Origin of the sequence: Arthrobacter sp. Leaf337, from assembly GCF_001423745.1 — a bacterium.
GTDB lineage: Bacteria > Actinomycetota > Actinomycetes > Actinomycetales > Micrococcaceae > Arthrobacter.
The window spans coordinates 157286-180992 of record NZ_LMPC01000031.1; the positions used below are offsets into that span (position 1 = coordinate 157286).

Below are 23707 nucleotides of genomic sequence, written 5' to 3' on the forward strand. Positions count from 1 at the left end.
CCCGGGTGTCAATGGGTTAACGCTGGCGGAACCCGGCCCCGTAACTCGTAGCCGCCATCAGGTCGGCACCGTCAGCCCGGAGCCGGGATCGCAAGGTGCCCTTCTTCGGTTCCATGTCGTAGAGCCCCCTCTTGGCAAGCTCCGGCACCACCAGTTCGGCGAAGTCATTCAGGGAACCCGGGCTCACCAGCGGGTTGATCATGTAGCCATCCAGCCCGGACGCCGCCGCGTGGTCCTGGATCTGCGAGGCGACACCCTCCGGCGTACCGATGAACAGCAGGTCCGTTCCGCGCGTGACCTCGGAGAATTTGCGCCGCACGTCCCCGGCCGTGAGCGGCCGGTCCTGCGGCGCCCCCTTGACCACGTAGGACGTGAGTCCGTTGGACGCCGTAGCCAGCGGCTCGTCGTCGGCGTATTTGCTGAGGTCGATTCCGGTGTCGCCGGCATAGCTGACGAGCTGTGCCTCCAGGTGGTAGTTGCGCTGCAGTTCCTCGTACTTTTCCTGCGCTTCGATCGCCGTGGGCGCGGTAATGATCCGGGCGAGCGCCATGGAGCGGACCTCGCCGGCGGGACGGCCGCCCTCCTGCGCCCGGCGGTCGATGTCCGCCAGGCCTTCGGCAATTTCCTGCGGATCCTTCTTGGGCAGCAGGATCACTTCAGCATGCTTGGCGGCGAATTCGCGGCCCCGCGGAGACCACCCCGCCTGGAACAGGGCGGGGGTCCGCTGCGGTGACGGCGAGGTCAAAGACGGTCCGTCCACCCGGAAATGTTCGCCATCGTGATTGATCGGCCGGACAGAGCCGGGACGCGCGTACATCTTTTCGCTCTTACTGCCAACAACAGCGTCGCCCGCCCAACTGCCTTCCAGCAATTTGTAGAACACATCCATGAACTCATCCGCGCGGCCGTACCGGTCCGCGTGCTTGAGCATCTCGTCCATACCGAAGTTCCTGGCCGCACTGGAAAGGTATGACGTGACGATGTTCCAGCCGATGCGGCCGTTGCTGAGGTGGTCCAGGGTGCCGAAGCGGCGGGCAAGGGAGAACGGGTGCTCATAGGTGGTCGAGGCCGTGATGACGAAGGACAGCCGCTCCGTCAGCGCCGCCAGCGCAGGGACGTAGATGAACGGGTCATTTGCCGGCGCCTCTACGGCCCAGCCCAGGGCGGCGTCGGCAGATCCGCCGTAGACGTCATAGAGGCCCAGCACGTCGGCGAAGAACAGCGCATCAAGGTTGGCCTGTTCCGCGGTAACGGCCACGTCCCGCCAGCGGTCCAGGGAGTTGACCGACAGGCGGTCATCCAACGGGTGCGTCCAGAGGCTTGGGGCACCGCCGCAACCGACGCTGGCCTGTTCGTAGAGGGCGAAAAGCAGCGGGGTTGTAGGGGTGCTCAAGGCGGATCACTTCGCTTTCATGGCGGGACGGTAATTCTACGTGCATCATATACAAGCGCATATGCTTGTAATGCCTATTACGGTCTGTCAGGATGATTCACAAGCCGCACGAGCGGCTCCGGCCGATCGAGGGAAGAGGCATCCGGACATGGACGTTGCAATGAAAAGTGTGCGAAAACTCCGCGTCCACTGGCCCATTGGCGCAGTTTCGTTGAGGCGGCTCGTGGAGGGTGACCTGGAGGTCCTGAAAACGGACCCCGGCCTCTCGTCACTTTTCGACACACTGGAGTCCTGCCCCGATCTCGGGGACTTTGGAAACTACCGGCACGTGTTCGAATCGAGTCTCGGCTTCGAGGGGTTCACCGCTTCAGCGGCAGCAAACCCCACGTTCGGCCGCGCGGGCGAACGGACCCTGTCGCCCACTTTTGTCCTGACCACTTACCTGGACGCAGACCTGCCCGACGAGGCCGTCAGCCGGCTCGTCGGGCGCATGATCGAAGTTCACCCTTGGGAGGTGCCGGTCATCGAACTTTCCGAGCCGGTCCGGGTTTCCGCGGCAGGGTCTGTTCGACCAGCACTGGGGCGGGCGTCATGACAGTCCAGACCACCGGACTCTGGGAAGGATTCCAGTCGTTGCTGTCCGGCCGATCGTTCACGGATCTGACGCACGCCTTCCACCCCGGCCAGCCACACTTCCCTGCCTTTCCGGACGAACGCAGGACGGCCCTGTTCGACCTGGAAAACGGCGACGGCTTCACGGCACATGTCTACTCCATCGTCGGCCAGTGGGGCACCCACGTGGACCCGCCGTCGCACTTTATCCGTGGCGGGCGAAGCCTGGACAACATCCCGGTGGAAGAGATGGTGCTGCCCCTGGTGGTGCTGGACATCAGCACGCGAACCGCGATCGACGCCGACGCGACGCCCACCCTGGCTGACGTCAGAGCATGGGAGGAACGCAACGGAAGGATTCCGTCCGGCGCGTTCGTAGCGCTTCGGACCGGCTGGAGCAAGCGCTGGCCGGACCCGGAGTCGATGGCGAACCGGGATTCCGACGGCGTCAGCCACACCCCGGGCTGGTCCCGGGAGGTGCTGTCCTTCCTGGTCGGCGAGCGGGACATCACGGCGATCGGCCACGAACAGACCGACACGGACCCGGGCAAGGCGACGTCGCACCAGGACTTCAGCCTGGAAACCTACATCCTTGCCCAGGACTGCTGGCAGATAGAGTTGCTCGCCAATCTGGACGGCCTGCCTGAATCAGGGGCTGTGCTGGTGGCCACGTGGCCGAAGCCTCAAGGCGGAAGTGGATTCCCCGCCCGGGTCTTCGCGATCCACTAGAGGCAACCCCCTGACCGGCGGCTGCCACGAACTAAGATCGGATCCATGTCGAAGATCTCCAGCATGGGCCGCGGAATGCAAGTCGTCTTAGCTGTCGGGTCCCGTCACGAGGGCGGAGCGCGCGGCGCGACCGTCGGGGACATCGCCGCAGACCTCGGCAAGGACCGTAGCCAGATTTCCCGCGGGCTTAAGGCCGCCCAGCAGGAGAACTTCCTGCTCCGTGGCGGGCACCGGGAGTATTCACTGGACTGGAGCCTCTACACGGATGCCCAGTTACTCACTGAGCAAAGGCTCCGGACCGACGGATTGACGGCTCTGGAGGGGCTCGTCGAGGATACCGGCGAAGGTTGCTTTCTGGGTGTCCTTAACGGGGACAGCACCGTAACGATCGGTGAGCATGTCCCATCGGACAGCAGGATGGTGGGTTCGTGGATCGGCCGGCCCTACCCCGCTTACTGCAGCGACGCCGGCCAGGCGCTGCTGTGGGACTCCGGCGACGCCGAGGTCCGGGCCGTCTTTAGCCACACTGAATTTGTGCGCCATGGCCCCAACACTCCCGTCGACGTCGAGGACTTCCTTGCTCGCCTGGCTGGGGCGCGGGAGCGCGGATATTCCGTTGTGGATGAAGAGGCGGAGCCCAACCTGTACTCCGTGGCCGTCCCCGTGCGTGACTTCCGCGCCGAGACCATCGCTGCTTTGCAGGTGGTCGGACCAAAGGCGCGGCTGGAGCCGAAGTGCGAAGAAATTGCTTCCGCAGCCCTGAAATGGGCCGGCCGGCTTGAAGCGGCCCTGGGGCGTCCTAGCTGACTCCAGTGCCGTCTGCACCCACCGCCGCGAGGCGCCGTGCTGCCGAGTGCAGAGCATCCGCAATTTCCTCGGTCCGGAGCTCAACAGCGGCACGGCTGCCCAGGACGGAGAGGGCTGCGCTGACGCGTCCGCCCGGATCCCGCACGGGAACGGCCAGCTCATGAACATCGTGCTCAAACTCCTCGGCCGCCCTGATGAAACCCTGCGGGCGGTCATGTTCCATCAACTCGCACACTTCCGACACGGCGTGGGCCGCTCTTGGGCCGCCCACGCCGATGAAATCCACACCCTGCAGAAGCTCCGCAACCTCTGTTGGCCTGTGGTCCCAGAGGAGGGCACGGCCTGATCCCGTGCACCAGACAGGTGTGACCATGCCCGGTTTCACAAAGCTTCCCAGCACGGCGTCATTGCTCGATGTCCTGAGGAGGATCACCCGCACACCGTCGCGGACTGACAGCCGGGCCCGGAGCCCGAACTCGGCCACGAAGAGTTCCAGCTCGCTCTTCGCCTGGCCGATCCAGCCGACATTGAGGCTGGCCGCCAGCTGGAAGAAGGCCGGACCGGCACGGAACGGTCCGCGTTCCACCCGCTCCAGAATGGTTAGTTCGCACAGCTCCTGGGTAAGCCGGGACACCCGGCTTTGGTCCATCTCAAGTTCGGCGGCGAGCTGCGAAACGCCCAGCAGTGGCCTGCCCTGCTTCTCGCGGTCGATGATGAGCCGGACAAGGCGAAGGCCCTGGCCCAGCGATGACGCTTCCGACAATTCCAAGCTGAACCGCTCCCTCTGGTGGACCTCAACGCCCATTCTCACACGGCGCAGGCTGCGGTGACCGGCGGCTGACTAGCTCGCATGCTGCCGGCGTCGTCCGTGCTTGAAGTAGAAAAACGCGTAGCAGGCCGCGACGAAGGGGATGCCGAAATACAGGGCCGCTACCTGGTTCGGGTCGAAGGCGATGCCGATCAGAGAGACGAGGCACAGAGTGAAGGCAAGGATCGGAACCGCCGGAAACAGCGGGGCCTTATAGGCGAGGTCTTCGATGTTTCCGCCGTTCCGCACGAAGGCCCTCCTGTGGAAGAAATGCGACGCCGTGATGGACATCCAGACTCCCACAACAGCGAACCCGGCGACAGACACCAGCGCGAGATACACCGATTCCGGAGCGACCACGCTGCTGATCAGCGAGGCCAGCCCGCCGACCATGCTGACGCAAAGAGCGATGAAGGGAATCCCCTGTTTGGTGAGCTTCCGGAAAGCCTTCGGCGCGTGCCCTTCCTCGGACAGGGAGTAGAGCATCCTGGCGCAAGAGAACAGGCCGCTGTTGCCGGCGGAGAGCAGGGCGGTGATGATGACGAAGTTCATGATGTCCGCCGCGTAGGGAATGCCGATGGAGGAAAAGACTGTGACGAAGGGACTCTCGTCAAGGCCCACCTGGTCAAACGGGATGGTGGCAGCGATGACAGCGATGGCGCCCACGAAGAAGATCAGCAGGCGGAACACCGTGGTCCGCATGGCCTTGGGAATGCTGGTCTCGGGGTTGGCTGTTTCGCCCGCCGCTACGCCGATGAGTTCCGAGCCGGAGAACGCGTAGAACACCGCCAGGGCAGTCACCAGGACGCCGGAGAAGCCGTTGGGGAACAGTCCGCCCGACGTGTTGAAGTTTTCGAGCAGGAACGGGTGGGAACCTCCGGCCAGCGGGTGGAACCCGACCAGCGCTGCCCCGCCAAAGGCAATCAGGACAACGATGGCGCCCACCTTGATGATGGAAAACCAGAACTCGGATTCGCCGAAGAAGCGCGATGAGACGGCGTTCAGGGCAAACAGAATGGACGCGAAGACGATGCACCACACCCACACCTCAATTCCCGGGAACCAGCGCTGCATGAGCAGTCCGGCCGCGGTGAACTCCGACCCCAGGGCCACTGCCCAGCACAGCCAGTACAGCCAGGCCGTGGTGAAGCCGGTGGCAGGACCGATGGACCTGGCCGCGTAGATGTGGAACGCACCTGAGACCGGATAAGCGATGGCCAGCTCGCCGAGGCAGGCCATGACCAGATAAACGACGAAGGCGCCCACGAGATAGGCGAGGACCGCGCCAAGCGGGCCTGCCTGGGAAATCGTGTAGCCCGAACTGAGGAAGAGGCCGGACCCGATGACGCCGCCCATGGCGATCATCACGAGGTGCCGGGGGCCCATGGACCGGCGGAGCCCGGGAGTAGTTCCGGCCGTGACGGAAACCTGGGGGTCCAAGCTGGCAGTGGAGGAGAGTTCCATGAATTGCTCCCGGAAGTTTGTGGGCGTGCGGACGGGATTAGCCCGTGGCCTGACGGGACCCGGGACCAGGTCGGCGCACCCGCCCGGCGTCATGAAACTAGCACCAAATCCGCGTTAAGATCCTTAAAAGCATTCACAAATGTTTATATTGCACAACATTAATGCCGCCCGAATCCGTTGGACTCAGGCTCCCCAGCTACACCGGCGTGCTGGCACACTGGGCAGATGAAAGAGTCGCCCTCCCCCGCCCGACGACCCGGAATCCGGGCGGCCATGTTTGTGGACTTCGACAACGTGTACACGGGTCTGCTGGCCCTCGATCCCCTGGCGGCGAAGCGGTTCGCCGAGGATCCCAAGCACTGGGCGGACGCCCTGTCCGCCGGCGGCTCCGCCGAAAGTTCCCGCCGCTTCCTGATCCGAAACTGCTACCTGAACCCGGTGGTGTACTCGAAGTACCGGACGTACTGGACCCGTGCGGGTTTCCGTGTGATCGACTGCCCCTCGCTGACGCAGCGCGGGAAATCCAGCACCGACATCAACCTCGTGCTGGATGCGATGGACGCACTGTCCGGCGGCGCAGGCATAGACGAGTTCTTCATCGCCTCGGCGGATGCTGATTTCACGTCGCTCATCCAGCGATTTCGGGCGGCCGACAAGATGACCACGGTCATCGCCGCCGGCGCCGTGGCCTTCGCCTACCGCGAGATGGCGGACAGCGTGGTGGAGTCCCACGACTTCGTGGCCATACTCAACGGCAGCACCGGCGAGCCCATCCGGGCCGTGGCCTCTGTTCAGCCGCCGCAGGTCCAGCCGGCTGCCAAATCCAAGCCCAAGACCATGTCGAAAACCGCTTCCGCCGCGGTCCGGGAGGTCTGCGACTTCGTTCGCGCTGCCCCGGGTCCGGTGGTCGGGGCGATGGTGGCCCACCGCGCACTCACGGCGGACCCTTCCCTGAAGACTGACTGGGGAGGGTACGGAAAATTCGGGACGTGGGTGGCCCAGATCGGCAACAGCGTTGAGTACTCCCCCTCACGGGGCGGCTGGGTCTGGGACGCGCAGCGGTTTTCCAGTGACGACCTGCCCGCGGAGGCCGACGTCGAGCCCGGCATCGAGGAACGCGTCACCAGGGTGACGGACGTGCCCGCTCTCTCCGCAGCCCAGTTCCGGCAACTGTTCCAGGCGATGGCGGCCAGGCTTCGCGAACAGCCGGTCAACCGCAACGAACTCTCCCGGCTCGTCCGGGACGACTGTGTCACCGCCGGCCAGCCCGTGTCCCGCGGTGCCGTGAACTTCGTCATTCAAGGTCTGGGCTACGTCAATTATCAGCTCAATGAAAATGCGACGGCGGAAGGGCTGGCGGCGGCATGGACAGAAGACGTGGAGGAGCTTTGCCGCGTGGCGCTGATGGAGTTCGACGACGCCGAGAAGGCGGCCCTGCGGCGCTGGGCCAGTGGCGGTTATCTGGAGGTCTAGTTTCCCTCCGGCAGGCGTCGGTGAGAGGACGACGGCGGGGAGGAACCGCCGTCGTCTGTCTCGGTTTTCTTCGGTTTGCGGCCTCACGGACCGCGGGGGTCAGGCCCGGCTTCGACGCGTAACGACGCCGAAAATCGCCAATACGATCACAGCCCCCAAAATAGCCAGCAGCCAGGTCCTGAGATCGAAGAAGTCAGCGAGTCCGCCGCCGAAGACCAGCGAGCCGATCCATCCGCCAAGGATGGCGCCAACCACACCCAGAACCAGTGTTACCACCCAACCACCGCCCTGCCTGCCGGGAAGTATGGCTTTTGCGATAGCCCCCGCGATCAAGCCGAGCAGGAGAAATCCGAGAAATCCCATGACGAGCTTCCTTCCGAATGAGAGAACCGCTTAGCTGCGGCAGGAGCAGGAATTCCTGCTGGACGGGGTCATGCCCGTTGCCTGCTGCCACTCCGCGGTCCGGGTTGCCGGCACCTGCCGGTGAGTGGATTCTAAGGAGTCCTCCCGGGCCCGTCACGAGTGGCCGCCACCCGAATATGCGGCCGCCTACGTGAATTGCCAGCACAGACTACCCGCGGACAGCACCTGAGGCCCAAATACCCTAGCGGGTATGCCCGCTGGTTCGTAGCCTTGGCTTCTGGAAGAGGAGGCCGAGCATGTCCGTTTGTGGAACCGAAACCGGCGGTGGCTTCAGGGCGGGTACGAAAGGTGGACATTGGATCGCGTGCGCCGTGGCTGCCCTGCTGGCTCTGGCAGGATGTTCATCCGGAGGCGGGACGCCGGGCGCAAGTCCGTCGGACGGGACGCCAACCGCCACAGCTAGTGCACCGCCCGCGTCCTCATCAAGCGGGCCTGAAACAACCGGGTTGCCGGAGACGGTCTTTACGGACGCCGAGCTCGTCGCGATCATCAACGGAGTAGCGCAGAACCGGAACCTGCAGGTCCCCACAGCCCAGGACTCCGCGCGCCAGCGCAGTGGAGCCGCCAGCGGATCCTTCCCCCAGGTCAGCACAGAGACAACACCCGGCGAGTGCATCGCGTTCGTCCCCCAAAACCCGTTCGTCAGGTGGGCGGACAAGAGCGTGAACTTCGCCGAAGGCGCCATGCCGACGGGCGCGCAGTCGGGACCGACCACCACCATCATGATCACACTGCGAAGCGCGGAAAAGGATGCCATCGCCACAGCAGATTTCGGCTACACGGACGATCTGGCGGCCCGCTGCAGCCAGTTTGACATGGCGTCAACGGAGTCCGGCCGGACCTCAACTTACGCTGTCCAGTTACTGGCGGCTCCCCCGATTGCCGAGAAACAGCACGGCTTGATGCAGACCACCAAGCCGAAGGGGCCAGGCGACTACGGCTCAGTCGGGCTGAGGGTGCTTGCAGGCACCATGTCCATCACCCTGAGTCTCGCTACCGCCGAGCTCAACTCCGAGGCCGATGCGAGGCCGGCCCTCGACTCCATGGCCGCCTTGGCGAAGGAACTCATCGACCAGGCGGAGACAAAGCCTCCGACGGTTCCGCCGCCGCCACCGAACCCCCGCACGCCCGACGATCTGGTCGCACTGCTCAACGCCGTCGCCGGGCCGGACGGAAGCCCCGTCGCACTGCCCGGCGCCTCTGTCATCGGCCCGGTGCCCGGCGTCACTCTCGCCCCTTCTTCGCCGGGCTCCATGCCGCCATGCACTTACGACGACGCAGCCTATTACGGGTCACTTGCAGGCTCCATCCTCGCCCAGGGGCAGATACAAGGTGCCAGCAAGATGGACTACACCGAGCTGAGCGTGATCAGCATGCCTTCGACGGCGGCGCCGCCGTATCCGTTCGACACCCGAGCCGCCACGCTCCGCGACTGCGCGACGATCCAGGAGAACATCCTTGGCGGCGGCCAGCGCCAGTGGCCGGCCGTCTCGCCCCTGAACATAACCGTCGCATCGGACGCAAGCTACGCCGTCGCCTACCAGCTGTTCGACGGGACGGGCGAATGGCACGTCCGGGTCGGGGCCCGCAAGGGGACGTTGTCGGTGGAGGCCAGCAGCAGAACGTCCTCACAGGCCGAAGTGCAGGCGAACGCCGACGCGCTGGCCGCGTTCATCGGCCGGGTGTTTGCCAAGGCCGGACCGTAGGCCCCCTCCGTCAGGAAGAGGCTGGCCCGATGCCGGCATCCAGGGGCAGAGTGGTTTCACCGCCGGCATCTTCCGCCACTTCCGGTCGCTGCGGCTTGTAGACCCAGGCCACCAGCACCACTGAGATGATCATCAGCAGGAACCACGAAACCAGCTTGTCGGGCGAGACCATATGCCAGCCGTCCACCTGGTTGGGGTAGAGCCAGGCCCCCGACCAGGTGGCGATGTTCTCCGCAATCCAGATGAACAGCGCCACCAGGAGGAACGCCAGGACCAGCGGCATCCGGAACTTCCGGCGGAAGACGCGGAAGTGCATGACGCACCGTCCAAAGACGGTCACGACGGCGGCCAGCAGCAGCCAGCGGGCGTCCCAGATGTAGTGGTGGGTGAAGAAGTTCACGTAGACGGCCGCGGCAATGACCGCCGTAATCCATCGCCGCGGGTACCGGCTGAAGCGCAGGTCGAAGAGCCGGTAGACGCGGACCATGTAGGAACCCACCGCCGCGTACATAAAGCCGCTGAAGAGCGGGACCGCCCCGATGCGGAGGAAACCTTCGGCCTCGTAGGACCAGGATCCGACGTCGGTCTTGAACAGCTCCATCACCGTTCCCACGATGTGGAAAAGGACAATAACCCTCAGCTCGCGGACAGTTTCCAGCCGTGTGGCCACCATCAGGATCTGGATGACGACGGCGGCGAGGGTCAGGAAGTCGTTCCTGGCCAGACCGGCGTCGTCCGGGTACCAAAGGCGGGCCGCCATGAGCACGGCGAGAAGCGCGGCCCCAAAGATGCATGCCCAGCCCTGCTTGAGGCCGAAAACCACAAACTCGGCGACCCTTGACCTGGCACCTCCGGCGGGCGCACTGTCCAAGAACCGATGGGCCCGCTGATCGATCACAAGCTCTACGGATGTGAAGCTCCGCACTGATCCCCCGTTTCCCTAGGCTGCGCCGAGCCTGCCCATGCAGTAGTTCTTTGGCCAGTGCCGGACCCGGCGCGGCAGCCGTGGATACACCACCGCGGACCACCGCACGGTGCGGTCGAACCAGCGGCCATGACGTTCAGTCCACGGCAGCCCGAAGCCTTGCCGCAGGTGGTCCGGCAGAAGCCCTGCGGTAATGAAGCGGGCCAGCGGCATGACCACACGCTGCCAGGTCCGGGGGTCCGTCGGATAGAGCAGGCCGCGGGCCACGCCTGACGCAACGGCATCGGCCTCCAGCCCCTGCAGGCAACCCTCCCAGTAACGGCCGAATGCCGCGCGGTCAGCCGGCCACAGCTCCGCGGGAAGCTGCAATGCGGTGCCGATTCTCGCGTAGTCCCGGTACATGAGGTCAGCGGCTTCGTCGTCCAGCGCACCGTAGATTTTTTCGTAGATGGTGACGGCCGTGTCGTACAGGGTTGCCACCACCCAAAGCTGGGACTGTGCGTCGAAGGCGCTGTAGCCCGCGGAGCCGGCGTCAGGTTTGCGGCGGACGGGGGCGTGGGCGCGGTTCACGCTGCGGCGCACCGCTGCCACCTGGTCTTCAGTCCCGTACACCACTGCATACACGTAGGTGAGGGTGGCCCGAAGCCGTTCGAGCGGACGATCGGCAAAGTTGCTGTGCTCGGCAACGCCGTGGCCCACTGCCGGGTTCGCGATCTGCAGCAGGATTGCCCGCCCTGCCCCGGCCAGCAGAACGCCTTCTGCTCCCATGTCGGCAAGTCCACGCACCATGCCCACACACTACCCGAGAGCCGACCCTCGCCGCCGCCGACGTATAGCCTTGGACCAGGAGGCAACATGACGGTTCGCAGCGCAGGCATTTTGCTTTTCCGGTGGAACCCGGAAGCCCACCTGGAGGTTTGGATAGCCCATATGGGCGGACCTTTTTGGGCCCGCAAGGACGAGCACGCGTGGTCCATCCCGAAGGGTGAATACCCCGAGGACGAGGATGCGCTGACGGCCGCCCGGCGCGAGTTCGCCGAGGAAATGGGCACTCCGGCACCGCCGGCCGACTACTTCGAACTGGGCGCTTTCAGGCAACCCTCAGGCAAGGTCATCACGGCTTTCGCGGCCGGCTGGGATTTCCAGCCCGAAAGCATCGTGAGCAACACCTTCCCACTGGAATGGCCCAGGGGGTCCGGCATCATCAACCGCTATCCCGAGATCGACGACGCCCGTTGGTTCAGCGAGTCCGAGGCGCGCACCAAGCTGGTGAAGGGCCAGCTGCCCATCCTTGACGCCCTGGTTCAGCGGCTCCGGGACGGTATCCAGCACTAGCCCGGACAGTCCGGGAGGTCCCGCCGTCGTCGTTCGTCACTTTTTCGGTTTGGCAGTCTTGGGTGCCTTCGGCGGCAGTTCGGCGACGTGCGCCAGCGCCCGGGCCAGCCACGGCTCGATCTCTTCTGGCGACCCTTGTACCGGGAGCCCCGCATAGCCGCCCATGGGCCGTTCGGCCGAGATGAATGGCAGGGTTTCCCGGCTCGCCATCAGCTCGTCGCGGTCGGCCTCCGTGAGCTTCACGCCCAAGGTGGAGCCGTAAAGCCCCGCGAACATGTTTCCGTTGACAAAGGCGCCGAGGTTCCCGAACATCGGCTTGATCTCGATGCCCGGCAGCGCTGCCAGCAGTGACCTGAACTGCTCTTTGTCAGCCTCAGTGGGCTTTGCCATTTCCATGAGGGCGCCTTCCGGTCCGGGGCCTTCATTATCACCCGTCTACTCCTTGAAGGGGACCTTTTCCCAGGACATGGCGGCGGGGCCGGTGGCGCTGTTGGCCACCACCGTGAACCTTACGTAGTTGGTGGCGTTGGCTGAACCGTCCACGGTGATGCGCTGCAGGTCATCCGCCGCTTCCTGGCCGTAGATGGTCAGCCAGGGCGAGCCTTCGGCCAGGGGCTGGTTTTCGGCGTAGACGTGGCTGTCGCCGTTGATGAGGTATACCGGGCCGTCGAAACGGTTGGTTTCCTCGGTGATCGTCCGGACGATTTCACGGAAGCCCGACACGGAGTCCGGGTTCGCCGTGGCAGCGGCGAGCAGCGACGGATCAAACATGTCCGCCTGGGTCATGAGCACCACTGCACGGTCGTTGCGGCGGGTCGCGTCCCGGAACGTGTCCCGCACCTGTTCGAGGACAGCCTGCGTGCGGTGCTCCACTTCGGCCTGCTGCTCGGGCGTGACCGAGGTTTCGCCGATGCCGGTCCAGGGCAGGAGCGAGTTGTTGCTGCCCTGGACGTTGACCACGGAGAACGCCACGCGGTTCTTCGTGAAGCGGACGTTCTCGGGCAGCCCGAGGTCTTCCCGTGCCTTCAAGGGCATCGTCTCCCCGAGGGTCTTGCCGGGCTCGTTGAAGAAGACTTCCCGAAGCTTGTCCAGCCGTTCCAGCGGGTTGTAGGCGCCGTTGTTTCCACGGTGGCAGTCCACCCACTCGTTGTCACCGGGCGTGTAGACCAGTGGGTGTTCGAAGGTGTCGAATTCGGCGCGGATGTATCCGAAGTATTCATCCGAACAAACGGAGGACCCGTTCTTGATATCGCCCACGTGGGCGACGAAATCGAGGCTGCTGTCGGCGTTGATGTCCTGGATGCGGGCGGGGAACTTGGCGATTTCGGCATCGCCGTAGGGGATGTCGCCGATGACGCCGAAGCTGAATGCCTGCTGTCCGGCATCGTCTTCACCTGCGTTGGCGGCAGCGGACGGGCCCGCAAACCCGGTCAGGGACATGAGTGCCACGAGGGCGGTGGCAGCGCTTTTTATGAGCACAGAGGTTCTCCTTGGTGCGTCTCAACGGGATTCCGCCCAAGCGATCCGGCCGTGAGCGAGGGTGCCTGAAAAGAGTGCCTGTGGCGGACGAACGCGCGAGAACCCCACGGTGTCGGGTCCGTGAACAGTGAGTGTCGCGGCCGGACGCTGTCCGCCCTTTGTTCGTGCCTGAGAGAATGGCCCAATGGAGGTCGCCCTGGGACTGTTGGTTCTCGTGGCGGTGGTCTGTGCCGGGAGCGCCCTGGGCCGGAAGCTCAACGTCTCGGTGCCGCTGCTGCTGGTGCTGGCCGGCGTCGCGGGGTCGTTCCTCCCCTTCGTTCCGCACATTGAACTGAATCCGGAACTGGTCCTCGTCGGGCTGTTGCCGCCGCTGCTGTACGCCGCCGCGCTGCGGACCTCGCTCTTTGATTTCGGCTCCAACCGCCGCGCCATCGGGCTGCTCTCGGTGGGCTATGTCATCTTCGGAACGCTCGCCGTGGGCTTCGTGGTGTGGTGGCTGTTTCCGGAGATCCCGCTGGCCGCCGCGATCGCGCTCGGCGCCGTCGTGGCGCCGCCTGATGCGGTGGCCGCGACGGCCATCGCACGGAAGGTGGGCATGCCGCGCCGGATTGTCACCATCCTCGAGGGTGAATCCCTGGTCAACGACGCCACGGCCCTGGTCTGCCTCCGTGCTGCCATCGCCGCCATCTCGGGGTCCGTGTCCGCCGCCGAGGTCGCGGGCGGATTCCTGCTCGCCGCCGGGGGCGGATTAGTGGTGGGCCTGGCCGCCGCCTACGTGCTGACCGCACTCCGTAAAAGGATCCGGAACGTCGCGATCAACACTTCGACGTCGCTCGTTGCCCCGTTTGTCGCTTACCTTCCGGCTGAGGCGATACACGCCTCCGGGGTGCTCGCCGTCGTCGTCACCGGGCTCGTGATGGGGACAAAGGCGCCGTCCATGCCCAACGGCGCCGCACGGCTGAGCCAGCGCAGTAACTGGAACACGGTGCAGTTCCTGCTGGAAAACTCCGTATTCCTGCTGATCGGGCTGCAGGTCCGGACCATCATCGACGGCGTCCAGGACGACTCGCTTGGCGCCGGCCGGATCTGGGCCGGTTGCGCCGTGATCCTGCTGGCGGTGCTGGTGCTCCGGCCGGTGTGGGTGTTCCCGGCAACGTACCTGCCCCGGCTGATTCCGTCCGTGCGGCGGGCGGACCCCGCACCGCCCTGGCAGTTCGCCGCGATCGTGTCCTGGGCCGGGATGCGCGGGGTGGTGACGCTGGCCGCGGTGCTGGTGCTGCCCGCGGAACTGGAACACCGGTCCGTGCTGATACTCGCAGCGATGGTGGTGGTGGGCGGAACCCTGGCGCTGCAGGGTTTCACCTTGCCGGCGCTGGTCCGGTTGCTCCGCGTGCAGGGTCCGGACCAGCGCGAGGACGCCCTCAACGAGGCCTCTTTGATGCAGCTCGCCACCTCTGCCGGAGTGGCCCGCCTGCAGGAACTGCGCACCGACAACGACCCGCCGGAGGTCGTGGCGATGCTGAAGCGGCGGACCCAGGAGCGCGGGCTGGCGGCCTGGGAGCGGCTCGGCCGGCCCGCGTCGGAAGCAGCGACCCCCAGCCAGCGCTACGCCCAGCTGCGGCTTGCCATGCTGGAAGCTGAACGCGCGAAGGTGCTGGAGCTGCGTCGGGGCGGCGAGTACGCCCACGAGGTCCTCAGCGAAGTCCTGGACCGGCTGGACGTCGAGGAATCGATGCTCGACCTTTCCCTGAATGAACTGGACACTTCCGGCGAGGGCGGCGGGGAGGGCATCGCCAGGCCCGGCGGGGTGTGCGGTCACCTTGAATCCGCCCGCTCCCCCGCTGTGCCCCGCGACGCCTCCTGCGCGGACTGCGTCCGGGAAGGCACGACGACGGTGCACCTCAGGATGTGCCTGACCTGCGGAAACGTGGGGTGCTGCGATTCCTCCCCCGGGACGCACGCCTCCAGGCACTTCGAGGCGACCGGACATCCCGTCATGCGGAGCATCGAGCCGGGCGAGGACTGGCGCTGGTGCTACAAGGACGACCTGCTGGGGTAGCGGCCGGGGTCATCGTGGTGAACCCCAGCCAAAGGGCAAACACTCGGCAAACAACGGGGAAACAGGCGCCCGGAAAGCCCAATCCGCTACTCGCGGGTAGGAATACTGGAAGGCATGACTACCTTTACTCGTCGTCAAGTTCTGCGTTCAGCGGGAGTGGCCGCCGTGGCCGGAACCATGGCCACCAGCACTCCCGCGGGAGCGTTTTCAGCCTCCCAAAGCGGCGTCTTTGGCTACGGGGTCGCTTCAGGAGACCCTATGCCGGACAGTGTGCTGCTGTGGACCCGCGTGACCCCCACCCCGGAATCACTACCCGGCAGTGGTGCCGGCCCGGACGTTTCCGTCCGATGGGAAGTATCCGCCGATTCCGCGTTTACGAAAGTGGCGGCCCGGGGTACTGCCTCCACGGGCCCGGGCCGCGACCACACCGTCAAGGTCATTGCGGGCCGGCTCGCCCCCGGAACGAGCTACTGGTACCGGTTCATCTTCGGACAGGAGATCTCACCCGCTGGCCGCACCCGCACGGCACCGGCGGCAGGCGCCCCGGTGGACCGGCTGAAGTTCGGTGTCGTTTCCTGCGCCAACTGGCAGGCCGGCTATTTCTCCTCCTACCGCCACCTCGCAGCCCGCGGGGACCTCGACGCTGTGCTCCACCTCGGCGACTACCTCTACGAATACGGCCCGGGCGAATACCAGGCGCGCGACGTGCTGGTCCGTCCACACGAACCCGCGCACGAGATGACCCAACTGGCCCACTACCGCCGTCGCCACGCGCAGTACAAGACCGACACCGACCTGCAGGCCCTGCATGCCGCCGCGCCGTTCATCGTGACCTGGGACGACCATGAATCGGCCAACGACGCTTGGAAGAGCGGCGCCGAGAACCACACTGAGGGCGCCGAAGGGGCGTGGAGCGCGAGGTTTGCCGCGGCGCGCCAGGCCTACGCCGAATGGATGCCCGTGCGCTACGAACCGGGCGGCCAGATTTACCGCCGGCTGGACTTCGGCTCGCTGGCCAGCCTGTCCATGCTTGACCTCCGTTCCTACCGGGACCAGCAGGCGGCCAACGGCACGGATGCTGCGGTCACTGACCCCGCCCGCACGATCACCGGCGCCGCCCAGATGGACTGGCTGCTGGGCAACCTCAAGTCAACGGGCCCACAATGGAAGCTCGTGGGCAACCCGGTCATGATCGCACCCGTCCGGGTGCCCTCGACCCTGAGCACGGCGGAACTGGCCGGGGTCCAGAAGCTGATGGGCGGGACGAGCATCAGCGGAGTGCCATACAACGTGGACCAGTGGGACGGTTACGAGGCCGACCGGAACCGCGTGGTCCGCCACCTGCGGGACAACGCCCTCAAGGACACGGTTTTCCTCACCGGAGACATCCACTCCGGCTGGGCCTGCGACATCCCCGCCGATCCGGCCAGCTACCCTGCCACCGGCGATTCCGTGGCCACGGAACTGGTGTGCACGTCCGTCACGAGCGACAACCTCGATGACATCCTGAACGTCCCGCCCCGGACCGGATCCGTCGCCGTGGAGAACGCCATCAAGGCGGCGAACCCGCACGTGAAATACCTTGATTTCGACTCACATGGCTATTCCGTCCTGGACGTGACGGCCGCCGGAGTCCGGATGGACTGGTACGTCCTCGCCGAACGCACCTCCGCCAGCTCAGGATCCACGCTGTCCACATCGTTCAACGTCCAAGCCGGCACCGGCAAGGTCACGCCGGCACAGGGAGGACTCCAGTGAGCCAATCACCGCAGCAGCGTACGCCCGCCAGCAACATACCTTCGACGCCGGGACGACGGCAGTTCCTGAAGTTCGCCGCTGCCGGAGGTGCCGCCGTCGTCCTTTCCTCCGCGCAAGGAACGGCGTGGGCAGCGCCGGCGGCGGGACGGACCCGGAGCTATGTGCTCGTGGTGGACGGCTGCCGCCCGGACGAGATCACTGCCACCCTGACTCCCAGGCTGGCTGGCCTGCGTGCAGCCAGCACCAACTTCCCGGCGGCGCGGTCCCTTCCGGTCATGGAGACCATTCCCAACCACGTGATGATGATGACGGGAGTGCGCCCGGAGCGTTCAGGCGTTCCGGCCAACGCGATCTTCGACCGGGCCGAGGGCGTGGTCCGCGACCTCGACCGGTCCACGGACCTGCACTTCCCGACCCTCCTGGACCGTTTGCAGGAGCGCGGGCTCACCACCGGCTCGGTGCTGAGCAAGAAGTACCTCTACGGCATCTTCGGCACCCGCGCCAGCTACCGCTGGGAACCCCAGCCACTGCTGCCGGTCACCGGTCACGCGCCCGACGCCGCCACGATGGACGCGCTGCTCGCGATGGTGGGCGGACCCGACCCGGACTTCGTCTTCACCAACCTCGGCGACATCGACCGCGTGGGGCACTCCGATCTCACGGGAACCACACTGCGGGCTGCACGTGAAGCTGCCCTCGCCGACACAGACGTGCAAGTGGGGCGTTTCATCGACCACCTCAAGAGCACCGGCAAGTGGGATACCAGCATGGTGATGGTCTTGGCGGACCACTCGATGGACTGGTCCATCCCCACGAACGTGGTTTCCGTCGACCTGATACTGCAGTCCCGGCCGGAGCTGCAGTCCAACATCACGATTGCACAAAACGGCGGAGCGGACCTGCTCTACTGGACCGGTCCCGAAGCCGAGCGCACGGATGGTTTGGCCGCCGTCGGGCAGCTGGTCGCGGCACATGATGGGGTTCTGTCAGTCAACAGGCCCGCGGACCTGCGTCTGGGGGTCGAGGCCGGCGACCTCGTGGCGTACTGCCGCGCAGGCTGGCGTTTCTCCGACCCGTATGTGGTTTCCAACCCCATCCCGGGAAACCACGGGCATCCCGCCACCGAGCCTATTCCCTTCTTCATCTCGGGCGGCAGCCCGCTGGTGGTCCCGGGAACGGTGTCCTCGGAGCCGGCGCGGACAGCTGACGTCGCACCGACGATCGGCACCATTTACGGCCTCAAGGCACCGGCTGGCGGGTACGACGGAACGTCGCGGTCCAGCGCCCTGAGGCTCTGACCTCCTTGAGCGGACGACGACGGCGGCACCCCAGTGAGTGCCGCCGTCGGGCGCTTTCCGGGTGTTGCGGTCAGCCGAACAGCCAGGCCGCTCCCAGGAGGAGCGGGACCGCCAGGACCGTGGTGAACACGGCCGTTGACTGCGCGATCCCCTGACCCGCGCCGTAGCGGACCGAGTAGAGGACCACATTTTGCCCGGTGGGAAGGATGGCGCAGGCCGTGACCACAAAGGTGCTGAACGCGTCGAGGTGGAAGACGAATGCTGCCAACGCCCAGGCGAGTGCCGGTTGAATGGCGGATTTGAGGATCACCGCCACAGAGGTGGGAACACGGTCACTGAGCCCGGGCCGGACAGAGAGTCCGTGGAGCGACATGCCAAAGATGATCAGCATCAGCGGAACCGCCAACTGGGCCACCAGGGCCAAGGGATCCAGAACCAGGCTGGGCACTTCAACCCCCGCGGCGCTGACGATCACGCCAAGGATGGCCGCCACGGTTACCGGATTGCGGAACGGAATGGAGAGGATGCGCCAGATGGAAACGTGCTTCCCCGCCGGATCCGTGAGGTCCAGGACGGTCAGGGCTATGGGCGTCAGGATGGCCAGCTGGAACAGCATGATGGGCGTGACGTAGGTGGCGCTGCCGAGGATGTAGAGCGACAACGGAACACCCAGGTTCGTGGAATTCACGATGCCCACGGACAGCGCACCGATGGTGGTGCGGCGGACACCCCAGCGGCCAATCGCACCCGCAACGGTGAACACGAGCATGACGGCCACTGCCGTCACGACGGAGATCAGGCCCGTGCTGCTCAGGACGTCGGAAATGTGCCGGGACGCGATGGCGGAGAACATGAGGCAGGGCAGCCCCACCATGAAGGTCAGGGTGGACAGGACCTTGCTCCCCTGCGGGCCCAGCGCCTTGGTTCTGCCGAGGATGTAGCCGATGAGCAGCACCACGCTGACAACAAAGAAACCCTTGAGGACTCCGTCCAAACCGCTTTCCTCAATCTTTTCTGCCGGAGGGCCGGCTGATGACGCAGGCTGACTGGGAACGGGTCAAGCCTATAGCGGCGGCCGTAACCGGCAGATTCTGCGGCGTAATCTTGAGGCATGACGGCAAGCTACAGGTATAACGTGGAGGTAGAGCACCTGCTGGTGTCCCCGGCGCACGCCTACTTCGGCCGCGCCCGCGAGGGTGCGGCCGACGTTCCGACCACCGACGCCGAGCGGGTTGAACTGGTGGCGGGCAAGGGCATTGTGGGCGACCGTTTCTTCGGCAAGGCTGCGCATATGGATGCCGCCGTCACCCTGTTCGCCATCGAGGCGCTCGAAGCCATGGCCGCGGAGTTGGGGGCAGGCCCCTTTGACCCGCTGCTGACGCGGCGCAATGTGGTCCTCAGGGGTGCAGACCTGGCACCGTTGCTGGGCGGAGAATTTGCGCTCGAATCCCGCGGGGACGTTGTTCGGTTGAAGGCCGGACGGCCCGCCCATCCCTGCGCCTGGATGGACCAGATGCTCGCGCCAGGCGCCCACAAGGCGATGCGCGGGCGGGGCGGGGTTCGCTGCCAGGTGCTGTCGGGCGGCATCCTGCACCGCGGCCCGGCAGTGCTGGTCAGCCCCGTTACCCTCGACCCCGGCAGCGCCGGCAGGCCGACGCTGCTCCGCCCGTCGCGGCTGCCTTAGCGCGACCTCGTGAGTGGTCACAACACGGTGGTCCCGCTGCGCGATGGGCAGGGGTGCGTCGGTCATGCACGGGTACATGTCCTGCTTGACGACAGCGAAAACGTCCGTAGGGCGTCCCAAGGGCCGCCGTCGTCCTAGGCCCGGTTCACCACCGGCCCCGCACCCAGGACAACGGAAGCGGACGACGGCGGGAAGTCCCGTCGTCGTCCGCTTGCCCTTGGTGCCGCTACGCTCTGTGATGTTCCGCAGCTGACCGCCCGGTCCCTCCGGTTCCGGCTTTGCCGGCCGGCTGGCCTTCGCCGGCGCCCTGACGCCGCGGCGCAGCCGGGTTGTTGATCCTGCCGGCCCGCGCTTCGGCCACGAGAAGTCTCTTCTTCACGATGACGCTCCTGCGGGTTCCCGGTAGCGGCTTTCCGGAACATCGGTGATGAACATGTGCCCCGGCGTGTGGCTGATGGCAAAGGAGGGCCTGGACGCCATCACGGCGCTCTGCGGTGTCACGCCGCAGGCCCAGAAGACCGGGACTTCGCCTGGCCGGATCTCCACCGCGTCACCGAAGTCGGGGCGGTTGATGTCAGCGATGCCAAGGTCTTCGGGGGACCCGATGTGAATCGGGCTGCCGTGGACCTTCGGTACTTCCGACGTCACCCTGATGGCGGTTTCGACCAGCCCGGGCGGCATCGGGCGCATGGACACCACCATCGGACCGTGAATCCGTCCTGCCGGAGTGCACTCAATGTTCGTGCGGTACATGGGCACGTTGCGGCCGGTTTCCGTGTGCCGCAGCGGGATGCCCTCACCAGCAAGCGCGGCCTCGAAGGTGAAGCTGCAGCCGATGAGGACGCCCACCATGTCGTCACGCCACACCGATGTTGCGTCAGTGACCTCGTCGGCAAGTTCGCCGTCCACCCACACGCGGTAGGAGGGGATGTCAGTGCGGATGTCTGATCCCGCGGCGAGGACGCTTTCGTAGCGTCCCGCCGGAATGATGTCGATAACGGGGCAAGCCTTGGGATTAAGCCGGCAGAACTCAATGAATTCGTCGGCGTAGTCGGCCGTCACCGCGATCAGGTTCGCCTGGGTGTAGCCGTCGCTCCATCCGGAGGTGGGCGTGACCAGGCCGTTGCGGAACTTCAGGCGCGCGTCGGAGGGTGCCATGAGTGCGGTGGCCTGGCTCATCGGGCCAGCGCCTCAGCGGGTTCGCCCGAGGACTGAAGGTATTCCTCGTCCTCGGCGACGTTGGAGTCCCGGCCCAGGGCCAGGCCCACCAGGGTCAGCAGGCACGCGACGCTGAGGTACATGGCCACCGGGACCCAGCTGTGGAAAGTGCTCAGCAGCAGGGTGAACATGAACGGTGCAATGGCGCCGCCGATGATGCCGGCGAAGGTGTAGGCCAGCGAACTGCCGGTGGAGCGGAGCCGCGGCGAGAACTGTTCAACCACGAAGGCCGCCTGCGGGCCGTACATGAACGAGTGGCAGAGCAGGCCCAGGACCGTTCCCACGATCAGCATGACCGGGGACCGTCCTTCGAGGACGATGAAGAACAGGTAAGCCCACACCGCGGCGGCCACTGCGGCGATGCCGTAGACCAGCCGGCGGTTGATGCGGTCTGAGATGGCCCCGGCAAGCGGCATGGTGAAAAGCTGGAGGGCTGACCCGATAAGTACAGCCACAAGTACCTGGCCTCGGTCGAAGCCAAGCTCCTGGATGCCGTAGGTGAGGGTGAAAACCGTGCACAAAGCGTAGGTGACATCCGGGCCGATCCGGCTGAGCATGGCTGCGATGAGGGGCCGGCGCTGCGTGGTCAGGACTTCCCGGATCGGGGCCTTGGGCTTGTCTCCCCTGGCTTCCATCGCCTTGAAGATGGGGGTGTCCTCAAGCTTGAGCCGGATCCAGAGCCCGAAGGCCACCAGCAGCGCCGAGATAAGGAACGCGATCCTCCAGCCGTAGTCGAGGAAGGCTTGCTCTGACAGGGTCAGGGTCAGGACGGCGAGCGCACCGTTGGCCATCAGGTTGCCGGCGGGAGGGCCGATCTGCGCGGCAGATGCCCAGAATCCGCGGCGGTTGGGGTCACCGAATTCGCTGGAGAGCAGCACTGCGCCACCCCATTCGCCGCCGACACCGACGCCCTGGGCGAAGCGGAGGAAGACCAGGATGGCGGGAGCGATGACGCCGATATTGTCGTACGTGGGCAGCAGGCCGATAAGGAACGTAGCGACGCCGATGAGCATAAGCGTGATGACCAGGATTTTCTTGCGGCCGATCTCATCCCCCAACCGCCCGAAGATAATGCCGCCGACGGGCCGGGAAATGTAGCCCACCGCGTAGGTCGAGAAGGCCAGCAGGGTGCCCGTGACGGGGTCCGAGGCCGGGAAGAAGATCAGTGGGAAAACGATCGCGGCCGCGGCTGAGTAGACGGCGAAGTCATAGAACTCCAGCGCGGTTCCAGTCAGGCTGGCTGCGAATGCCTTGTACATGCCCTTGCGCCCTACAAAGGGTTTCGGGTCACCGGGGGCCATTACTGATGGAGTGGCCATGTGTATCCTCCATGAAAAGTGCGGATGTCATCCGCATGCGGGCGGATGCTGCTGGGGCGCCTTCTTCTGTCCGGCTCGCAGCGTCGCAAGCGGAGCATTAGGGCGGGTGTGCAGCTACCGTTAGGGCTGCAAGGTCGAGAGGTAATCGTTGGATCGTTGAACAATCCGAACTGTTGAACAATCTACGCGACGCAGATCACACCGTCAAGGGTTGACTGTGATTCGGCGGAGTGCCGGGATGTGATTTTTCGGGCGCGCCGGCGTTCCTTCCCGCCGTCCATCCGGGCGGTCGACGGCGGGAGTTCCCGCCGTCGACCGCCTTGCTTTTGGTGCCGCTTCCCTACAGTTCCGGCTGGTCCGGTATGAACGCCTCCCGGGCCAGACGGGTGAAGTCCGCGACGAGAACCGAGGGATCGTCTTTCCACGAGGCCAGGAACACGGAAATCGGAGGGGCATCGCGGACCGGCCGGTAGGTGATTCCCGGCCTTGGATTCTGCGCCGCCGTGGCCTCCGAGGACATTCCAACGGCCTGTCCCGTGGAGATGAGGGTCAGCCATTCATCCACGCCCTGGACCAGCCGGACCGACGCCGGCCCGTCCATGCCCAGCCAGAGGTCTTCCGTGGTGATTCCCGTCCGGTGGTCGACCGCAATCGTTCGTCCGGCGAAATCGGACAGGCGGAGGAAACGCCTCCGCGCGAGCGGATCCCCCTTCGCGAGGGCACCGTAGCGCGCTTCGGTGCCGATCATCGTCGTGGCGAAGCGGTTGTCGGTAAGCGGACGCCGGACGACGGCGATGTCGACGCCTCCATTTGCCAGGCCGCCCGTCGGGGCATTCGACTGGACCCAGATCAGGCGCACCGCAGGGTGGAGCTCTTCCCATTTTCGCTGCAGGGCCACGGTGCGGCGGCCCAGGGCGGACCACGCATAACTCACCCTGAGTTCGCCGCTGTGGTCCTGGGCTGCGCGTTCCAGCAACGCGACCTCGTCGAGGACGCGCCGTGCGTGCTCGATGATGCGTTCCCCGGCAGGCGTCGGGGTGACGTTGCGGGTTGTTCGTTGCAGAATGCGCAGCCCAAGGGCCCGCTCCAGCGCCGCGACAGACCGCGAGATGGCGGCCTGGGATGTCCCGAGTGCGATGGCGGCGTCGGTGAAAGTCTGGGAGTCCACCACGGCCACCAGCGCCCGGAGGTACCGCAGCTCAACATTCATACGGTCA

23 protein-coding genes are annotated in these 23707 nt (G+C 65.7%); 10 read left to right on the forward strand and 13 right to left on the reverse strand.

Annotated elements, in window-relative coordinates; all coding sequences use genetic code 11:
• Window positions 1–16 precede the first annotated feature (16 nt).
• Window positions 17–1393 (reverse strand): NtaA/DmoA family FMN-dependent monooxygenase, encoded by a 1377-nt coding sequence (locus ASF98_RS23290; RefSeq protein ID WP_055807557.1) that lies wholly within the window; start codon window positions 1391–1393, stop codon window positions 17–19.
• Between the two features lie 160 nt (window positions 1394–1553).
• Here ASF98_RS23290 and ASF98_RS23295 point away from each other — a divergent pair, with 160 nt between their 5' ends.
• The 3 genes from ASF98_RS23295 to ASF98_RS23305 are packed head-to-tail and all read left to right on the forward strand — an operon-like array spanning window position 1554 to window position 3541.
• Window positions 1554–1988, forward strand: coding sequence for a hypothetical protein (locus tag ASF98_RS23295; protein ID WP_326951118.1), 435 nt, complete (start codon window positions 1554–1556; stop codon window positions 1986–1988).
• Window positions 1985–2734: a cyclase family protein gene (locus tag ASF98_RS23300; RefSeq protein WP_055807563.1), complete on the forward strand. Its 750-nt coding sequence runs from the start codon at window positions 1985–1987 to the stop codon at window positions 2732–2734. The genes ASF98_RS23295 and ASF98_RS23300 overlap by 4 nt, the downstream gene beginning before the upstream one ends.
• 45 nt (window positions 2735–2779) lie before the next feature.
• Window positions 2780–3541, forward strand: a complete 762-nt coding sequence (locus tag ASF98_RS23305) for an IclR family transcriptional regulator (RefSeq protein WP_055807566.1) — start codon at window positions 2780–2782, stop codon at window positions 3539–3541.
• Here the strand turns inward: ASF98_RS23305 and ASF98_RS23310 are convergent.
• A complete protein-coding gene (locus ASF98_RS23310; protein ID WP_200939446.1) occupies window positions 3534–4310 on the reverse strand; it encodes an IclR family transcriptional regulator in 777 nt (258 codons plus the stop codon). The genes ASF98_RS23305 and ASF98_RS23310 overlap by 8 nt on opposite strands.
• A 72-nt stretch (window positions 4311–4382) precedes the next feature.
• Complete coding sequence (locus tag ASF98_RS23315; RefSeq protein ID WP_055807716.1) at window positions 4383–5813, reverse strand: amino acid permease; 1431 nt, start codon at window positions 5811–5813, stop codon at window positions 4383–4385.
• 225 nt (window positions 5814–6038) lie between these two features.
• Between ASF98_RS23315 and ASF98_RS23320 the strand changes: the two genes are divergently transcribed.
• The gene (locus ASF98_RS23320; RefSeq protein ID WP_055807572.1) at window positions 6039–7286 is read left to right on the forward strand and encodes an NYN domain-containing protein; all 1248 of its coding nucleotides are present in this window, start codon (window positions 6039–6041) and stop codon (window positions 7284–7286) included.
• Window positions 7287–7385: 99 nt separating this feature from the next.
• Here the strand turns inward: ASF98_RS23320 and ASF98_RS23325 are convergent, their stop codons facing one another.
• On the reverse strand, window positions 7386–7649 hold the full coding sequence (locus ASF98_RS23325; RefSeq protein WP_055807578.1) for a GlsB/YeaQ/YmgE family stress response membrane protein: 264 nt from the start codon (window positions 7647–7649) through the stop codon (window positions 7386–7388).
• 506 nt (window positions 7650–8155) lie between these two features.
• On the opposite strand from ASF98_RS23325, the gene ASF98_RS23330 reads away from it, so the two are divergent.
• Complete coding sequence (locus ASF98_RS23330; RefSeq protein WP_235506142.1) at window positions 8156–9415, forward strand: hypothetical protein; 1260 nt, start codon at window positions 8156–8158, stop codon at window positions 9413–9415.
• A 10-nt stretch (window positions 9416–9425) separates the two neighbouring features.
• Here the strand turns inward: ASF98_RS23330 and ASF98_RS23335 are convergent, their stop codons facing one another.
• Window positions 9426–10340 carry a DUF817 domain-containing protein gene (locus ASF98_RS23335; RefSeq protein ID WP_055807582.1) on the reverse strand — a complete coding sequence of 305 codons (915 nt, stop codon included), beginning with the start codon at window positions 10338–10340 and terminating at the stop codon, window positions 9426–9428.
• Window positions 10341–10355: 15 nt separating this feature from the next.
• Entirely contained in the window at window positions 10356–11129 is a 774-nt protein-coding gene (locus ASF98_RS23340; protein WP_055807585.1) for an oxygenase MpaB family protein, read from the reverse strand.
• A gap of 66 nt (window positions 11130–11195) precedes the next feature.
• Here ASF98_RS23340 and ASF98_RS23345 point away from each other — a divergent pair, with 66 nt between their 5' ends.
• Window positions 11196–11675 (forward strand): NUDIX domain-containing protein, encoded by a 480-nt coding sequence (locus ASF98_RS23345; protein WP_055807588.1) that lies wholly within the window; start codon window positions 11196–11198, stop codon window positions 11673–11675.
• Window positions 11676–11711: 36 nt separating this feature from the next.
• On the opposite strand, the gene ASF98_RS23350 is transcribed toward ASF98_RS23345, so the two are convergent.
• Together ASF98_RS23350 and ASF98_RS23355 are read right to left on the reverse strand one after the other, a co-directional pair.
• Window positions 11712–12071 (reverse strand): TfoX/Sxy family protein, encoded by a 360-nt coding sequence (locus ASF98_RS23350; RefSeq protein ID WP_055807591.1) that lies wholly within the window; start codon window positions 12069–12071, stop codon window positions 11712–11714.
• Window positions 12072–12110: 39 nt separating this feature from the next.
• Window positions 12111–13154 (reverse strand): metallophosphoesterase, encoded by a 1044-nt coding sequence (locus tag ASF98_RS23355; RefSeq protein WP_235506143.1) that lies wholly within the window; start codon window positions 13152–13154, stop codon window positions 12111–12113.
• 184 nt (window positions 13155–13338) lie between these two features.
• On the opposite strand from ASF98_RS23355, the gene ASF98_RS23360 reads away from it, so the two are divergent.
• From ASF98_RS23360 to ASF98_RS23370, 3 genes are all read left to right on the forward strand, one after another.
• A complete protein-coding gene (locus tag ASF98_RS23360; protein ID WP_055807594.1) occupies window positions 13339–15213 on the forward strand; it encodes a Na+/H+ antiporter in 1875 nt (624 codons plus the stop codon).
• Window positions 15214–15327: 114 nt separating this feature from the next.
• Entirely contained in the window at window positions 15328–16971 is a 1644-nt protein-coding gene (locus ASF98_RS23365; protein ID WP_055807596.1) for an alkaline phosphatase D family protein, read from the forward strand.
• Complete coding sequence (locus tag ASF98_RS23370) at window positions 16968–18269, forward strand: alkaline phosphatase family protein (protein ID WP_235506144.1); 1302 nt, start codon at window positions 16968–16970, stop codon at window positions 18267–18269. Before ASF98_RS23365 ends, ASF98_RS23370 begins: the two co-directional genes overlap by 4 nt.
• Before the next feature lie 70 nt (window positions 18270–18339).
• Here the strand turns inward: ASF98_RS23370 and ASF98_RS23375 are convergent, their stop codons facing one another.
• A complete protein-coding gene (locus ASF98_RS23375) occupies window positions 18340–19263 on the reverse strand; it encodes an AEC family transporter (protein WP_055807599.1) in 924 nt (307 codons plus the stop codon).
• 117 nt (window positions 19264–19380) lie between these two features.
• Here ASF98_RS23375 and ASF98_RS23380 point away from each other — a divergent pair, with 117 nt between their 5' ends.
• A complete protein-coding gene (locus tag ASF98_RS23380) occupies window positions 19381–19953 on the forward strand; it encodes an MOSC domain-containing protein (protein ID WP_055807602.1) in 573 nt (190 codons plus the stop codon).
• A 226-nt stretch (window positions 19954–20179) separates the two neighbouring features.
• Here the strand turns inward: ASF98_RS23380 and ASF98_RS24380 are convergent, their stop codons facing one another.
• From ASF98_RS24380 to ASF98_RS23395, 4 genes are all read right to left on the reverse strand, one after another.
• Complete coding sequence (locus ASF98_RS24380; RefSeq protein WP_156372516.1) at window positions 20180–20332, reverse strand: hypothetical protein; 153 nt, start codon at window positions 20330–20332, stop codon at window positions 20180–20182.
• On the reverse strand, window positions 20329–21132 hold the full coding sequence (locus ASF98_RS23385) for a putative hydro-lyase (RefSeq protein WP_055807606.1): 804 nt from the start codon (window positions 21130–21132) through the stop codon (window positions 20329–20331). The genes ASF98_RS24380 and ASF98_RS23385 overlap by 4 nt, the downstream gene beginning before the upstream one ends.
• Window positions 21129–22490 (reverse strand): MFS transporter, encoded by a 1362-nt coding sequence (locus ASF98_RS23390; RefSeq protein WP_055807609.1) that lies wholly within the window; start codon window positions 22488–22490, stop codon window positions 21129–21131. Before ASF98_RS23390 ends, ASF98_RS23385 begins: the two co-directional genes overlap by 4 nt.
• 340 nt (window positions 22491–22830) lie before the next feature.
• A complete protein-coding gene (locus tag ASF98_RS23395) occupies window positions 22831–23700 on the reverse strand; it encodes a LysR family transcriptional regulator (protein ID WP_055807612.1) in 870 nt (289 codons plus the stop codon).
• Between the last annotated feature and the right edge of the window lie 7 nt (window positions 23701–23707).